A 15733-nucleotide genomic window follows, 5' to 3' on the forward strand; every position below is an offset into this window, starting at 1 on the left:
GAAGACGTCGAGCGTGGCCAGGTACTGGCCAAGCCGGGCACCATCAAGCCGCACACCAAGTTCGAAGCTGAAGTGTACGTGCTGAGCAAGGAAGAAGGCGGTCGTCACACCCCGTTCTTCAAAGGCTACCGTCCGCAGTTCTACTTCCGCACTACTGACGTAACCGGTAACTGCGAACTGCCGGAAGGCGTAGAGATGGTAATGCCGGGCGACAACATCAAGATGGTTGTCACCCTGATCGCTCCGATCGCCATGGAAGACGGCCTGCGCTTCGCGATTCGCGAAGGTGGTCGTACCGTTGGCGCCGGCGTGGTTGCCAAGATCATCGAGTAATCGGTTGATCTTAGCCTGTCAGGCCGGCATAATGGTCGGCCTGATTTCGGTTACAGGCCAGTAGCTCAATTGGCAGAGCGGCGGTCTCCAAAACCGCAGGTTGGGGGTTCGATTCCCTCCTGGCCTGCCAGATTCCATGATGAGAATCTGGCACTTCTTTTTTACAGGATCCTAATAGATGAACGCCAAGGCTGAAGCCAAAGACTCCCGCTTTGACCTGCTTAAGTGGCTCGTAGTAGTCGCTTTGGTGGTTGTGGGGGTGGTCGGCAATCAGTACTTCTCGGCCGAACCGATCCTGTATCGCGTTGTAGCGCTTCTCGTCTTGGCTGCTGCTGCCGCATTCGTGGCGTTGCAGACCACCAAGGGGCGTTCGTTTTTCGGTCTCGCCAAAGAAGCGCGTGCCGAGATTCGTAAAGTCGTCTGGCCCACCCGTCAAGAAACGACGCAGACCACGCTGATCGTGGTGGCTGTTGTTCTGGTTATGGCGTTACTGCTTTGGGGGCTCGACTCCCTGCTGGGTTGGCTGGTTTCTCTGATTGTTGGTTAAAGGTGCGCCGTGGCTAAGCGTTGGTACGTTGTGCATGCTTATTCGGGTTACGAAAAGCATGTCATGCGCTCGCTGGTAGAGCGCGTCAAGCTGGCCGGCATGGAAGAAGAGTTCGGCGAGATTCTGGTTCCCACGGAAGAAGTCGTGGAAATGCGTAACGGCCAGAAGCGCAAAAGCGAACGTAAGTTCTTCCCCGGCTATGTTCTGGTGCAAATGGACATGAACGAGGGTACTTGGCACTTGGTCAAGGATACTCCGCGTGTCATGGGCTTCATTGGCGGTACCGCCGACAAGCCTGCGCCGATCACCGATAAAGAAGCTGACGCTATCCTGCGTCGCGTTGCCGATAGCGGCGACAAGCCCAAGCCGAAGACGCTCTTCGAGCCGGGCGAAACCGTCCGCGTCACTGATGGTCCCTTCGCCGATTTCAATGGCGTGGTGGAAGAGGTCAACTACGAGAAGAGCCGGATTCAAGTTGCCGTGCTCATTTTCGGTCGCTCCACTCCGGTGGAGCTGGAATTCAGCCAGGTCGAGAAAGCATAACTGGCAACTGAATCCCGTACCCCGCAGCCACAGGTTGCGGGGTTTTTTCGTCACTGGGATAAACGCGAAAGCAACCGGGGAGCCTTCGGGCGCTGGAACCCGTAACTGGAGTTACAAATGGCTAAAAAAATTACGGCTTACATCAAGCTGCAAGTGAAGGCTGCACAAGCTAACCCGTCGCCGCCGGTCGGTCCGGCCCTGGGTCAGCATGGCGTCAACATCATGGAATTCTGCAAGGCGTTCAACGCCCGCACCCAGGGTATGGAGCCGGGTCTGCCTACTCCGGTGATCATCACCGTGTACAGCGACCGCAGCTTTACCTTTGAAACCAAAAGCACCCCGGCTTCGGTTCTGCTGAAAAAAGCAGCCGGCATCGCCAGTGGCTCGCCGCGTCCGAACAGCCAGAAGGTTGGCACCGTGACCCGCGCTCAGCTGGAAGAGATCGCCAAGACCAAGAATGCCGACCTGACTGCTGCTGACATGGATGCGGCCGTGCGTACCATCGCCGGTTCCGCTCGCAGCATGGGCCTGAACGTGGAGGGTGTGTAAATGGCTAAGCTGACCAAGCGCCAGAAGACGATTGCCGAGAAGATTGAAGCCGGCAAGCAATATGGTTTCGAAGACGCCGCCAAGCTGCTGGCCGAACTGTCGACCATCAAGTTCAAAGAGTCGGTCGATATCTCGATCAACCTCGGTGTAGACCCGCGTAAATCCGACCAGGTCGTGCGTGGCGCAACCGTGCTGCCGAACGGCACCGGCAAAAGCGTTCGCGTTGCCGTGTTCACCCAGGGTCCGGGCGCTGAAGCTGCTCTGGCCGCTGGCGCCGACCGCGTTGGCATGGACGAACTGGCTGCCGAAATGAAAGGCGGCGATCTGAACTACGACGTCGTCATCGCTTCCCCGGACGCCATGCGCGTTGTAGGTCAGTTGGGTCAGATCCTCGGCCCGCGCGGCCTGATGCCCAACCCGAAAGTCGGTACCGTGACTCCGGACGTGGCCACTGCCGTGCGTAACGCCAAGGCTGGTCAGGTACGTTTCCGTACCGACAAGAACGGCATCATCCATGCCTCCGTCGGCAAGATCGATTTCGAACCGATCAAGCTGAAGCAGAACGTGGAAGCCCTGCTGTCCGATCTCAAGCGTCTGAAGCCGTCGACCTCGAAAGGCATCTACGTGCAGCGCGTGACCCTGAGCAGCACCATGGGTCCTGGTCTGCAGATCGATCAGGCCTCGCTGGACGCGTAAGCATTCAAGTCGGGCGCCGGTTCACCGTCGCTCGCAACTATTGGGGTCCCTGCCTGGCGGGGGCTATCCAAGACCGTAGGTGGCGCAAGCCTTAAAAAAGGATTTCCAAACCTACGCAGATGGTGCTCCCGATTCATACCGAATCAGACACCAAACGTCGTCCGGCTTCGGTCGGACCAACGGTAATATCCAGGAGTAAACCCGTGGCAATTAAGCTCGAAGACAAGAAGGCCATAGTCGCTGAAGTCAACGAAGCTGCCAAAGCTGCTCTGTCCGCTGTCGTGGCTGATGCCCGTGGCGTGACCGTCGGCGCAATGACCGGACTCCGTAAAGAGGCCCGCGAAGCTGGTGTGTACGTGAAAGTCGTACGTAACACCCTGCTGCGCCGCGCCGTTGAAGGCACTCAGTACGACGTGCTCAACGACGTGTTCAAAGGCCCGACCCTGATCGCATTTTCCAACGAACATCCGGGCGCTGCTGCTCGCCTGTTCAAGGAATTCGCCAAGGGTCAGGACAAGTTCGAGATCAAGGCAGCTGCGTTCGAAGGCCAGTTCCTTTCGGCCGCTCAGATCGACGTACTGGCAACCCTGCCGACCTACAACGAAGCCATTTCCCAGCTGATGAGCGTCATCCAAGGCGCTACCAGCAAACTGGCTCGTACACTGGCGGCTGTTCGCGACCAGAAAGAATCCGCCGCCGCCTAAGGCAGCGCAGGTCTCTTTCTAGCTCAATCAAATTAGATGGCCGCGAAGGCTGTCACCCAATACAGGAATTAGAGTCATGGCTCTGTCTAACGAAGACATCATCGAAGCAATCGGCCAGAAAACCGTTCTGGAAGTCGTCGAGCTGATCAAGGCGATGGAAGAGAAGTTCGGTGTTACCGCCGCTGCAGCTGCTGCTGCCGGCCCGGCCGCTGCTGCTGCCGTTGTCGAAGAGCAAACCGAATTCACCATCATGCTGACCGAAACCGGCGACAAGAAAGTGAACGTCATCAAAGTCGTTCGCGAGCTGACCGGTCTGGGTCTGAAAGAAGCCAAGGCAGTGGTTGACGGCGCCCCTGGCGTGGTCAAGGAAGGCGCTTCGAAAGAAGAAGCCGAAGCCGCCAAGAAGGCTCTGGAAGAAGCTGGCGCCAAAGTCGAGCTCAAGTAAGCGACGACCTTGCGTCTACAGCCCGAGCGACTCGCGTAAGGCTGATGGCTGGTGGCAAATGCCACCGGCCTTTTTCCGTTATAGGCAGCGTCTCGCGGTTGCTGTCTATGGCGACCCACCTTCGGGGTGGAGCAAACCTGGGGTTTGCAAGAGTTTCTGGCTACTCCCGCCGGGAGAAGCCAAACAAGCAGGTGACCAAGCTGGGGAACGCTGATGGCTTACTCATACACTGAGAAAAAACGTATCCGCAAGGACTTTAGCAAGTTGCCGGACGTCATGGATGTGCCTTACCTCCTGGCAATCCAACTGGATTCATATCGCGAGTTCCTGCAGGCGGGAGCGACCAAGGATCAGTTCCGCGACATCGGCCTGCATGCGGCCTTCAAGTCCGTTTTCCCGATCATCAGCTATTCCGGCAACGCCGCGCTGGAATACGTCGGTTATCGCCTGGGCGAGCCGGCTTTCGACGTCAAGGAATGCGTCTTGCGCGGCGTAACCTTCGCCGTGCCGCTGCGCGTGAAAGTGCGCCTGATCATTTTCGACAAAGAATCGTCGAACAAAGCGATCAAGGACATCAAGGAGCAGGAAGTCTACATGGGGGAAATCCCCCTGATGACCGAGAACGGTACCTTCATCATCAATGGTACCGAGCGCGTCATCGTCTCCCAGCTGCACCGCTCGCCAGGCGTGTTCTTCGACCACGACCGCGGCAAGACGCACAGCTCGGGCAAACTGCTCTATTCGGCTCGAATCATTCCTTACCGTGGTTCCTGGCTGGACTTCGAGTTCGACCCGAAGGACGCCGTCTTCGTTCGTATCGACCGTCGCCGCAAACTGCCGGCGTCCGTGCTGCTGCGCGCGCTGGGTTACTCGACCGAAGAAGTGCTGGACGCGTTCTACGACACCAACCTGTTCCACGTGAAGGGCGAGAACCTCAGCCTGGAACTGGTGCCGCAGCGTCTGCGTGGCGAAATCGCCGCCTTCGACATCAAGGATGACAAGGGCAAGGTCATCGTCGAGCAGGGCCGCCGGATCACCGCGCGCCACATCAACCAGATCGACAAAGCCGGCCTGAAAGAGCTGGAAGTGCCGCTGGAATACGTCCTCGGTCGCACCACGGCGAAGGCCATCGTGCACCCGGCCACCGGCGAAATCATCGCCGAGTGCAACACCGAGCTGACCACCGACCTGCTGGCGAAGATCGCCAAGGCTCAGGTTGTGCGCATCGAGACGCTGTACACCAACGACATCGATTGCGGTCCGTTCATCTCCGACACGCTGAAGATCGACTCCACCGGCAACCAGCTGGAAGCCCTGGTCGAGATCTACCGCATGATGCGTCCCGGCGAGCCGCCGACCAAGGACGCTGCCGAGACGCTGTTCAACAACCTGTTCTTCAGCGCCGAGCGTTACGACCTGTCCGCTGTGGGCCGGATGAAGTTCAACCGTCGTATCGGTCGTACCGAGATCGAAGGTTCCGGCGTACTGAGCAAGGAAGACATCGTCGCCGTGCTCAAGACCCTGGTCGACATCCGCAACGGCAAGGGCATCGTCGATGACATCGACCACCTCGGTAACCGTCGCGTTCGTTGCGTCGGCGAGATGGCCGAGAACCAGTTCCGCGTTGGCCTGGTGCGCGTAGAGCGTGCGGTCAAGGAACGTCTGTCGATGGCCGAAAGCGAAGGCCTGATGCCGCAGGACCTGATCAACGCCAAGCCGGTTGCGGCGGCGGTGAAGGAGTTCTTCGGTTCCAGCCAGCTCTCGCAGTTCATGGACCAGAACAACCCGCTCTCCGAGATCACCCACAAGCGCCGCGTCTCCGCACTCGGCCCGGGCGGTCTGACCCGTGAGCGCGCCGGCTTCGAAGTCCGCGACGTACACCCGACCCATTACGGCCGCGTGTGCCCGATCGAAACGCCGGAAGGTCCGAACATCGGTCTGATCAACTCCCTGGCGGCCTATGCCCGCACCAACCAGTACGGCTTCCTGGAAAGCCCGTACCGCGTGGTGAAGAACGGCGAAGTCAGCGACGAGATCGTGTTCCTCTCGGCCATCGAAGAAGCGGACCACGTGATCGCCCAGGCCAGCGCCAAGCTGGAAGGCCGTCGTCTGGTCGACGAACTGGTTACCGTGCGTCACCTGAACGAGTTCACCGTCAAGGCGCCGGAAGACGTGACGCTGATGGACGTATCGCCGAAGCAAGTGGTTTCCGTCGCCGCATCGCTGATTCCGTTCCTCGAGCACGATGACGCCAACCGCGCACTCATGGGCTCGAACATGCAGCGTCAGGCCGTGCCGACCCTGCGTGCCGACAAGCCGCTGGTGGGTACCGGGATGGAGCGCAACGTGGCGCGTGATTCCGGCGTCTGCGTCGTGGCCCGTCGTGGCGGCGTGATCGACTCCGTCGACGCCAGCCGTATCGTGGTGCGTGTGCATGACGACGAAGTCGAGACCGGCGAAGCTGGCGTCGACATCTACAACCTGACCAAGTACACCCGTTCCAACCAGAACACCTGCATCAACCAGCGTCCGCTGGTGAGCAAGGGTGACAAGGTTTCGCGCAGCGACATCCTCGCCGACGGTCCGTCCACCGACATGGGTGAACTGGCGCTCGGTCAGAACATGCGCGTCGCGTTCATGCCGTGGAACGGCTTCAACTTCGAAGACTCCATCTGCCTCTCCGAGCGTGTGGTCCAGGAAGATCGCTTCACCACCATCCACATCCAGAAACTGACCTGTGTGGCGCGTGACACGAAGCTCGGCCCAGAGGAAATCACCGCTGACATCCCGAACGTGGGTGAAGCAGCGCTGAACAAGCTGGACGAAGCGGGCATCGTTTACGTGGGTGCCGAAGTCGGCGCCGGCGACATCCTGGTCGGCAAGGTCACTCCGAAAGGCGAGACCCAGCTGACTCCGGAAGAGAAGCTGCTGCGCGCGATCTTTGGTGAGAAAGCCTCCGACGTCAAAGACACCTCCCTGCGCGTGCCGACCGGCACCAAGGGCACCGTCATCGACGTTCAGGTCTTCACCCGTGATGGCGTTGAGCGCGACAGCCGTGCGCTGTCCATCGAGAAGATGCAGCTCGACGAGATCCGCAAGGACCTCAACGAGGAGTTCCGCATCGTCGAAGGCGCCACCTTCGAGCGTCTGCGTTCCGCCCTGGTCGGTGCTAAAGCCGAAGGCGGCGCGGGCCTGAAGAAAGGCGCCGAGATCACCGACGAGTTCCTCGACGGTCTCGAGCGTGGTCAGTGGTTCAAACTGCGCATGGCCGAAGACGCGCTGAACGAGCAGCTGGAGAAGGCCCAGGCCTACATCTCCGACCGCCGTCTGCTGCTCGACGACAAGTTCGAAGACAAGAAGCGCAAGCTGCAGCAGGGCGACGACCTGGCTCCGGGCGTGCTGAAGATCGTCAAGGTGTACCTCGCCATCAAGCGCCGCATCCAGCCGGGCGACAAGATGGCCGGTCGCCACGGTAACAAGGGTGTGGTCTCGGTGATCATGCCGGTCGAAGACATGCCGCACGATGCCAATGGCACTCCGGTCGACATCGTCCTCAACCCGCTGGGCGTACCGTCGCGTATGAACGTCGGCCAGATCCTCGAAACCCACCTGGGCCTCGCGGCCAAGGGGCTGGGCGAGAAGATCAACCGCATGCTCGAAGAACAGCGCAAGGTCGCCGAGCTGCGCAAGTTCCTGCACGAGATCTACAACGAAATCGGCGGGCGTCAGGAGAATCTCGACGAACTCGGTGACAATGAGATCCTCGAGCTGGCGAAGAACCTGCGCGGCGGCGTGCCGATGGCAACGCCGGTATTCGACGGTGCCAAGGAGCGTGAGATCAAGGCCATGCTGAAGCTGGCCGATCTGCCGGAAAGCGGCCAGATGCGTCTGATCGATGGCCGTACCGGCAACCAGTTCGAGCGCCCGACCACCGTCGGCTACATGTACATGCTCAAGCTGAACCACCTGGTGGACGACAAGATGCACGCGCGTTCCACCGGTTCCTACAGCCTGGTCACCCAGCAACCGCTGGGCGGCAAGGCGCAGTTCGGCGGTCAGCGTTTCGGGGAGATGGAGGTCTGGGCACTGGAAGCCTATGGCGCCGCCTACACCCTGCAGGAAATGCTCACCGTCAAGTCGGACGACGTGAACGGCCGGACCAAGATGTACAAGAACATCGTGGACGGCGATCACCGCATGGAGCCCGGCATGCCGGAGTCCTTCAACGTGCTGATCAAAGAGATCCGTTCGCTGGGTATCGACATCGAACTGGAAACCGAATAACACGCGACGCGCATCGGGAGTGGGGCGGCATAGCCCGCTCCCTGCTCCGTGAGGAGGAAAGGCCTTGAAAGACTTGCTGAATCTGTTGAAAAACCAGGGTCAGGTCGAAGAGTTCGATGCGATCCGTATCGGTCTGGCTTCGCCCGAGATGATCCGTTCGTGGTCCTTCGGTGAGGTTAAGAAGCCGGAAACCATCAACTACCGTACCTTCAAGCCCGAACGTGACGGTCTTTTCTGCGCCAAGATCTTTGGCCCGGTCAAGGACTACGAGTGCCTGTGCGGTAAGTACAAGCGCCTCAAGCACCGCGGCGTTATCTGCGAGAAGTGCGGCGTCGAAGTCGCGCTGGCCAAGGTTCGTCGTGAGCGCATGGCGCACATCGAGCTGGCTTCGCCGGTCGCCCACATCTGGTTCCTGAAGTCGCTGCCGAGCCGTATCGGCCTGCTGCTGGACATGACCCTGCGTGACATCGAGCGTGTGCTCTATTTCGAGAGCTACGTGGTGATCGATCCGGGCATGACCACCCTCGAGAAGGGTCAGCTGCTGAACGACGAACAGTACTTCGAAGCCCTCGAAGAGCACGGTGACGAGTTCGACGCGCGCATGGGCGCCGAAGCCGTTCGCGAGCTGCTCAATGCGATCGACCTGGAGCACGAGATCGGCCGCCTGCGCGAAGAGATTCCGCAGACCAACTCGGAAACCAAGATCAAGAAGCTGTCCAAGCGCCTAAAGCTGATGGAAGCCTTCCATGGCTCGGGCAACCTGCCTGAGTGGATGGTGCTGACCGTTCTGCCGGTGCTGCCGCCGGACCTGCGTCCGCTGGTTCCGCTGGACGGTGGCCGCTTCGCGACCTCCGACCTCAACGACCTGTATCGTCGAGTGATCAACCGGAACAACCGCCTGAAGCGCCTGCTCGATCTGTCCGCTCCGGACATCATCGTGCGCAATGAAAAGCGAATGCTGCAGGAGGCGGTCGACGCCCTGCTCGACAACGGCCGTCGCGGTCGCGCCATCACCGGCTCGAACAAGCGTCCGTTGAAATCCCTGGCCGACATGATCAAGGGTAAGCAAGGTCGTTTCCGTCAGAACCTGCTCGGCAAGCGCGTCGACTACTCGGGTCGTTCGGTTATCACCGTGGGCCCGACCCTGCGCCTGCACCAGTGCGGTCTTCCGAAGAAGATGGCCCTGGAGCTGTTCAAACCGTTCATCTTCGGCAAGCTGGAAATGCGTGGCCTGGCCACGACCATCAAAGCCGCCAAGAAGATGGTCGAGCGCGAACTGCCGGAAGTCTGGGACGTTCTCGCCGAAGTGATTCGCGAACACCCCGTGCTGCTCAACCGTGCGCCGACGCTTCACCGTCTGGGTATCCAGGCGTTCGAACCGGTTCTGATCGAAGGTAAAGCCATCCAGCTGCACCCGCTGGTCTGCGCCGCGTACAACGCCGACTTCGACGGTGACCAGATGGCCGTCCACGTACCGCTGACGCTGGAAGCCCAGCTCGAAGCGCGCGCGCTGATGATGTCGACCAACAACATCCTCTCGCCCGCCAACGGCGAGCCGATCATCGTGCCGTCGCAGGACGTGGTTCTGGGTCTGTACTACATGACCCGTGAAGCGGTGAACGCCAAGGGCGAAGGTCGCGTGTTCGCCGACCTGCAGGAAGTCGACCGCGTGTTCCGCGCCGGCGAAGCGTCCCTGCACGCCCGCGTGAAAGTGCGCATCAACGAGACCGTCAAGCAGAAGGACGGCAGCCTGGTCAAGAACACCCGCATCGTCGACACCACCGTCGGCCGCGCGTTGCTGTTCCAGGTGGTCCCGGCCGGCCTTTCGTATGACGTGGTCAACCAGCCGATGAAGAAGAAGGCGATCTCCAAGCTGATCAACCTGTGCTACCGCACAGTCGGCCTGAAAGACACCGTCATCTTCGCCGACCAGTTGATGTATACCGGCTTCGCCTACTCGACCATCTCCGGTGTGTCGATCGGCGTGAATGACTTCGTCATTCCCGACGAGAAGGCCCGCATCATCGATGCCGCCACCGAGGAAGTGAAGGAAATCGAATCGCAGTACGCCTCCGGCCTGGTAACTCAGGGCGAGAAGTACAACAAGGTGATCGACCTCTGGTCCAAGGCGAACGATGAAGTCTCCAAGGCGATGATGGCCAACCTCTCGAAAGAGAAGGTCATCGACCGCAAGGGCGACGAAGTCGAGCAGGAGTCCTTCAACTCCATGTACATGATGGCCGACTCCGGTGCCCGGGGTTCGGCGGCTCAGATCCGTCAGCTGGCTGGTATGCGCGGCCTGATGGCCAAGCCGGACGGCTCGATCATCGAGACGCCGATCACCGCGAACTTCCGTGAAGGCCTGAACGTACTCCAGTACTTCATCTCCACTCACGGTGCTCGTAAAGGTCTGGCGGATACCGCGCTGAAAACCGCGAACTCCGGTTACCTGACCCGTCGCCTGGTCGATGTGGCGCAGGACCTGGTGGTTACCGAGGTCGATTGCGGTACCGAACACGGTCTGCTGATGACCCCGCACATCGAAGGCGGCGACGTCGTCGAGCCGCTCGGCGAGCGCGTACTGGGCCGTGTGATCGCGCGTGACGTATTCCGTCCGGGCAGCGACGAAGTCATCGTTCCCGGCGGTACGCTGGTCGACGAGAAGTGGGTCGAGTTCATCGAGCTGAACAGCATCGACGAAGTGATCGTGCGTTCGCCGATCACCTGCGAAACCCGCCACGGCATCTGCGCCAAGTGCTACGGCCGCGATCTGGCCCGCGGGCATCAGGTCAACATCGGTGAAGCGGTCGGCGTCATCGCCGCCCAGTCCATCGGTGAGCCGGGTACCCAGCTGACCATGCGTACGTTCCACATCGGTGGTGCGGCGAGCCGGACTTCGGCTGCCGACAGCGTCCAGGTCAAGAACGGCGGGATCATCCGCCTGCACAACCTGAAGCACGTCGAGCGCGTGGACGGCAACCTGGTTGCGGTGTCGCGTTCCGGCGAACTGGCGATCGCGGACGACTTCGGTCGTGAGCGCGAGCGCTACAAGCTGCCGTACGGTGCGGTCATTTCCGTCAAGGAAGGTGACAAGGTCGAAGCGGGCGCCATCGTCGCCAAGTGGGACCCGCACACCCACCCGATCGTGACCGAGATGAAGGGTATCGTGACCTTCGTCGGCATGGAGGAAGGCATCACCATCAAGCGCCAGACCGACGAACTGACCGGTCTGACCAACATCGAAGTGCTGGATCCGAAAGATCGTCCAGCCTCGGGCAAGGACATCCGTCCTGCCGTGAAGATGGTCGACGCCAATGGCAAGGAGCTGCTGCTGCCGGGTACCGACGTACCGGCTCAGTACTTCCTGCCGGCGAACGCTCTGGTCGGTGTGGCCGACGGCGTGGAAGTGGGTGTGGGTGACGTCATCGCACGTATCCCGCAGGAAACCTCCAAGACCCGTGACATCACCGGTGGTCTGCCGCGCGTTGCCGACCTGTTCGAAGCGCGTCGTCCGAAAGAGGCTTCGATCCTGGCTGAAATCAGTGGGACCATCTCCTTCGGCAAGGAAACCAAGGGCAAGCGTCGCTTGGTCATCACGCCTACCGACGGCAGCGATCCTTACGAGGAGCTGATTCCGAAGTGGCGCCACCTGAACGTCTTCGAAGGCGAGCAGGTGAACAAGGGCGAAGTCATCTCCGACGGTCCGAGCGATCCGCACGATATCCTGCGTCTGCTGGGTGTCAGCGCGCTGGCCAAGTACATCGTCAACGAGATCCAGGACGTGTACCGCCTGCAGGGCGTGAAGATCAACGACAAGCACATCGAGACCATCCTGCGGCAGATGCTGCGCAAGGTAGAGATTGCCGAGTCCGGCGATTCCAGCTTCATCAAGGGCGACCAGATGGAACTGACCGGCGTACTGGGCGAGAACGAGCGTCTGGCAGCGGAAGACAAGTTCGCCGCCAAGTTCACCCGCGTGCTGCTGGGTATCACCAAGGCGTCGCTGTCCACCGAGTCGTTCATCTCGGCGGCATCCTTCCAGGAGACCACCCGCGTTCTTACCGAAGCGGCGGTCACCGGCAAGCGCGACTACCTGCGTGGCCTGAAGGAGAACGTGGTGGTCGGTCGTCTGATCCCGGCCGGTACCGGTCTGGCCTACCACAGCGAGCGCAAGCGTCGTCGTGAAGCCGACAAGCCGGTTCGCGTCAGCGCCAGCGAAGTGGAAGCAGCGCTGACCGAAGCGCTGAACTCCAGCGGTAATTGAGAGCGATGCCCGGGCGCAGGTTGGCCCGGGCTTTGCCTTGACGGGGAGCGTGCGTCTCTTTAGACTCATGCACCCCTAAATTTGGCAGGGCACGTGCTCTGCCATTTTGCTTTTCTTAGGGTAATAGCGTCGAAAGACAACAGTGGAGCTTATAGATGGCAACGATCAACCAGCTGGTACGTCAGCCGCGCAAGCGCATCGTCGAGAAATCCGACGTGCCCGCGCTGCAGAACTGCCCGCAACGCCGTGGCGTGTGCACCCGCGTGTACACCACCACGCCGAAGAAACCGAACTCGGCACTGCGTAAAGTCTGCCGCGTACGTCTGACCAACGGCTTCGAAGTCACCTCCTACATCGGCGGTGAAGGCCACAACCTGCAAGAGCACAGCGTGGTGCTGATCCGCGGCGGTCGTGTAAAAGACCTTCCCGGTGTGCGTTACCACACTGTTCGCGGCTCGCTCGACACCACCGGTGTCAAGGGTCGTAACCAGGGTCGTTCGAAGTACGGCACCAAGCGTCCGAAGTAATCCGTTTCATCCTATTTATTTGAGTCGATAAGAGTAAGGTCGGGCGTAACCAGAGCGTTATTGTTCCGAGCTACCTGAAGACCGTTTGAGGGCTTATCAATGCCAAGACGTCGTGTAGCAGCCAAGCGCGAGATCCTTGACGATCCGAAATACGGAAGTCTGATCCTTGCCAAATTCATGAACCACGTGATGGAAAGCGGCAAGAAGGCCGTGGCCGAGCGCATCGTTTACGGTGCTCTGGACAAGGTCAAAGAGCGCAAGAACGCTGACCCCCTGGAACTCTTCGAGAAAGCTCTCGACGCCATCGCTCCGCTGGTCGAAGTGAAGTCTCGCCGTGTAGGCGGTGCGACTTACCAGGTTCCGGTCGAAGTTCGTCCGTCCCGTCGTAATGCGCTGGCCATGCGCTGGCTGGTTGACTCGGCGCGCAAGCGCGGCGAGAAGTCCATGGCTCTGCGCCTTGCTGGCGAGCTGCTGGACGCCTCGGAAGGCAAAGGCGCTGCTGTGAAGAAGCGTGAAGACGTGCATCGGATGGCTGAAGCTAACAAAGCGTTCTCGCACTACCGTTTCTAAGTCCTGCACCCACTAACTTTGCGAGGGCTTTATGGCTCGTACTACACCGATTAACCGCTACCGTAACATCGGTATCGTCGCCCACGTGGATGCTGGCAAAACCACCACCACCGAGCGCGTCCTTTTTTACACCGGCGTAAACCACAAAATGGGCGAGGTGCATGATGGCGCCGCGACCATGGACTGGATGGTGCAGGAGCAGGAGCGTGGTATCACCATCACCTCCGCCGCTACTACTGCCTTCTGGTCGGGTTCCGTCAAGCAGCACAAAGACAGCTATCGCTTCAACATCATCGATACCCCCGGGCACGTTGACTTCACCATCGAAGTAGAGCGCTCGCTGCGCGTACTCGACGGCGCGGTCGTGGTGTTCTGCGGTACCTCCGGTGTCGAGCCGCAGTCGGAAACCGTATGGCGTCAGGCCAACAAGTACGGCGTTCCGCGTCTTGTCTACGTGAACAAGATGGACCGTGCTGGCGCGAACTTCCTTCGTGTCGTCGGTCAGATCAAGCAGCGTCTGGGTCACACTCCGGTGCCGATCCAGTTGGCCATCGGTGCCGAGGACAACTTCCAGGGTCAGATCGATCTGATGACCATGGAAGCGGTTTACTGGGACGACGCCGACAAGGGCATGGCACCGCGTCGCGAAGCGATCCCGGCCGAGCTGCAGGAGCTGGCTGAAGAGTGGCGCAGCAACATGGTTGAGGCTGCGGCCGAAGCCAACGAAGAGCTGATGAACAAGTACCTCGAAGGCGAAGAGCTCTCCAACGAGGAAATCAAGGCCGCCCTGCGTCAGCGCACCATCGCTGGTGAAATCGTCCTTGCCGTTTGCGGTTCCTCGTTCAAGAACAAGGGCGTTCCCCTGGTTCTCGACGCAGTTGTCGATTACCTGCCGGCTCCCGTCGACATTCCTGCCATCAAGGGTTCCGACCCGGATGACGAGTCCGTCGAAATGGAGCGTCATGCAGACGACAGCGAGCCTTTCTCGGCTCTGGCGTTCAAGATCGCTACCGACCCGTTCGTGGGTACCCTGACCTTCGCGCGCGTCTACTCGGGCGTGTTGAGCTCCGGTGACGGCGTGATCAACTCGGTCAAGGGCAAGAAAGAGCGCGTGGGTCGTATGGTGCAGATGCATGCCAACACCCGCGAAGAGATCAAGGAGGTGCGCGCTGGCGACATCGCGGCCCTGATCGGCATGAAGGACGTCACCACCGGTGACACCCTGTGCTCGGCCGACAAACCGATCATCCTGGTTCGTATGGACTTCCCGGAGCCGGTCATCTCGGTTGCCGTTGAGCCGAAAACCAAGGACGACCAGGAAAAGATGGGTATCGCTCTGGGCAAACTCGCCCAGGAAGATCCGTCGTTCCGCGTCAAGACCGATGAAGAAACCGGCCAGACGATCATCTCCGGCATGGGCGAGTTGCACCTGGATATCCTGGTCGACCGTATGCGCCGCGAGTTCAACGTCGAAGCCAACATCGGCAAGCCGCAGGTTTCCTATCGTGAGAAAATCACGAAGTCCTGTGAAATCGAAGGCAAGTTCGTTCGCCAGTCCGGCGGCCGTGGCCAGTTCGGTCACTGCTGGGTTCGCTTCGCGCCGGCCGACGAGGGTCAAGAAGGCCTGCAGTTCGTCAACGAAGTGGTGGGTGGTGTGATTCCGAAGGAATACATCCCGGCCATCCAGAAGGGTATCGAAGAGCAGATGAAGAACGGCGTTGTTGCCGGTTATCCGCTCATCGGCCTGAAGGCGACTGTATTCGATGGTTCCTACCACGACGTCGACTCCAACGAGATGGCGTTCAAGGTGGCTGCCTCCATGGCGACCAAGCAACTGTCCGCGAAAGGCGGCGCCGTTGTGCTTGAGCCGATCATGAAGGTTGAAGTTGTTACGCCTGAAGACTACATGGGTGACGTGATGGGTGACCTGAACCGTCGTCGCGGCCTGATTCAGGGCATGGAAGATACGGTTTCCGGTAAAGTGATCCGCGCCGAAGTTCCGTTGGGTGAGATGTTCGGTTATGCGACCGATGTCCGCTCCATGTCCCAGGGTCGCGCTAGCTACTCCATGGAATTTTCGAAATACTCCGAGGCTCCGTCGAACATCGTCGAAGCCATTGTCAAAAAACAAGGTTGATTCAGCCCTTTAAGTAAGAGGTTTACTGTCGTGGCTAAGGAAAAATTCGAACGTAACAAACCGCACGTCAACGTCGGCACCATCGGTCACGTCGACCATGGCAAGACCACGCTGACAGCTGCTCTGACCAAAGT

Annotated in this window: 13 protein-coding genes and 1 tRNA gene; all 14 read left to right on the forward strand. The window is 60.0% G+C overall.

The features are described 5' to 3' along the window. Window positions 1-333, forward strand: a 333-nt coding sequence (locus BLV15_RS21600) for an EF-Tu C-terminal domain-related protein (protein ID WP_090225232.1), incomplete at its 5' end; no start/stop codon positions are given. Window positions 334-387: 54 nt separating this feature from the next. Continuing rightward, a tRNA-Trp gene (locus BLV15_RS21605) sits at window positions 388-463 on the forward strand. A 48-nt stretch (window positions 464-511) separates the two neighbouring features. Further along, window positions 512-880, forward strand: coding sequence for a preprotein translocase subunit SecE (gene secE, locus BLV15_RS21610; protein WP_090231799.1), 369 nt, complete (start codon window positions 512-514; stop codon window positions 878-880). Between the two features lie 9 nt (window positions 881-889). Continuing rightward, the gene (nusG, locus tag BLV15_RS21615) at window positions 890-1423 is read left to right on the forward strand and encodes a transcription termination/antitermination protein NusG (protein WP_090231800.1); all 534 of its coding nucleotides are present in this window, start codon (window positions 890-892) and stop codon (window positions 1421-1423) included. A 117-nt stretch (window positions 1424-1540) separates the two neighbouring features. Further along, window positions 1541-1972, forward strand: coding sequence for a 50S ribosomal protein L11 (gene rplK, locus BLV15_RS21620; protein ID WP_090231801.1), 432 nt, complete (start codon window positions 1541-1543; stop codon window positions 1970-1972). Beyond that, a complete protein-coding gene (rplA, locus tag BLV15_RS21625; RefSeq protein WP_090231802.1) occupies window positions 1973-2668 on the forward strand; it encodes a 50S ribosomal protein L1 in 696 nt (231 codons plus the stop codon). It abuts the gene before it with no gap. Between the two features lie 203 nt (window positions 2669-2871). Beyond that, entirely contained in the window at window positions 2872-3372 is a 501-nt protein-coding gene (rplJ, locus tag BLV15_RS21630) for a 50S ribosomal protein L10 (protein WP_090231803.1), read from the forward strand. 76 nt (window positions 3373-3448) lie between these two features. After that, the gene (rplL, locus tag BLV15_RS21635) at window positions 3449-3817 is read left to right on the forward strand and encodes a 50S ribosomal protein L7/L12 (RefSeq protein WP_090231804.1); all 369 of its coding nucleotides are present in this window, start codon (window positions 3449-3451) and stop codon (window positions 3815-3817) included. Window positions 3818-4030: 213 nt separating this feature from the next. Further along, entirely contained in the window at window positions 4031-8101 is a 4071-nt protein-coding gene (rpoB, locus tag BLV15_RS21640; protein WP_090231805.1) for a DNA-directed RNA polymerase subunit beta, read from the forward strand. 64 nt (window positions 8102-8165) lie between these two features. Continuing rightward, on the forward strand, window positions 8166-12365 hold the full coding sequence (gene rpoC / locus BLV15_RS21645; protein ID WP_090231806.1) for a DNA-directed RNA polymerase subunit beta': 4200 nt from the start codon (window positions 8166-8168) through the stop codon (window positions 12363-12365). Window positions 12366-12520: 155 nt separating this feature from the next. Beyond that, the gene (rpsL, locus tag BLV15_RS21650; RefSeq protein WP_090231807.1) at window positions 12521-12892 is read left to right on the forward strand and encodes a 30S ribosomal protein S12; all 372 of its coding nucleotides are present in this window, start codon (window positions 12521-12523) and stop codon (window positions 12890-12892) included. Window positions 12893-12991: 99 nt separating this feature from the next. Further along, the gene (rpsG, locus tag BLV15_RS21655) at window positions 12992-13462 is read left to right on the forward strand and encodes a 30S ribosomal protein S7 (RefSeq protein ID WP_090231808.1); all 471 of its coding nucleotides are present in this window, start codon (window positions 12992-12994) and stop codon (window positions 13460-13462) included. A gap of 31 nt (window positions 13463-13493) precedes the next feature. Continuing rightward, window positions 13494-15599: an elongation factor G gene (gene fusA, locus BLV15_RS21660; protein ID WP_090231809.1), complete on the forward strand. Its 2106-nt coding sequence runs from the start codon at window positions 13494-13496 to the stop codon at window positions 15597-15599. A 30-nt stretch (window positions 15600-15629) separates the two neighbouring features. Beyond that, a partial coding sequence (locus BLV15_RS21665; RefSeq protein ID WP_043238044.1) for a GTP-binding protein occupies window positions 15630-15733 on the forward strand: 104 nt, incomplete at its 3' end.

Origin of the sequence: Pseudomonas kuykendallii, assembly GCF_900106975.1 — a bacterium.
Taxonomy (GTDB): Bacteria; Pseudomonadota; Gammaproteobacteria; order Pseudomonadales; family Pseudomonadaceae; genus Pseudomonas_O; species Pseudomonas_O kuykendallii.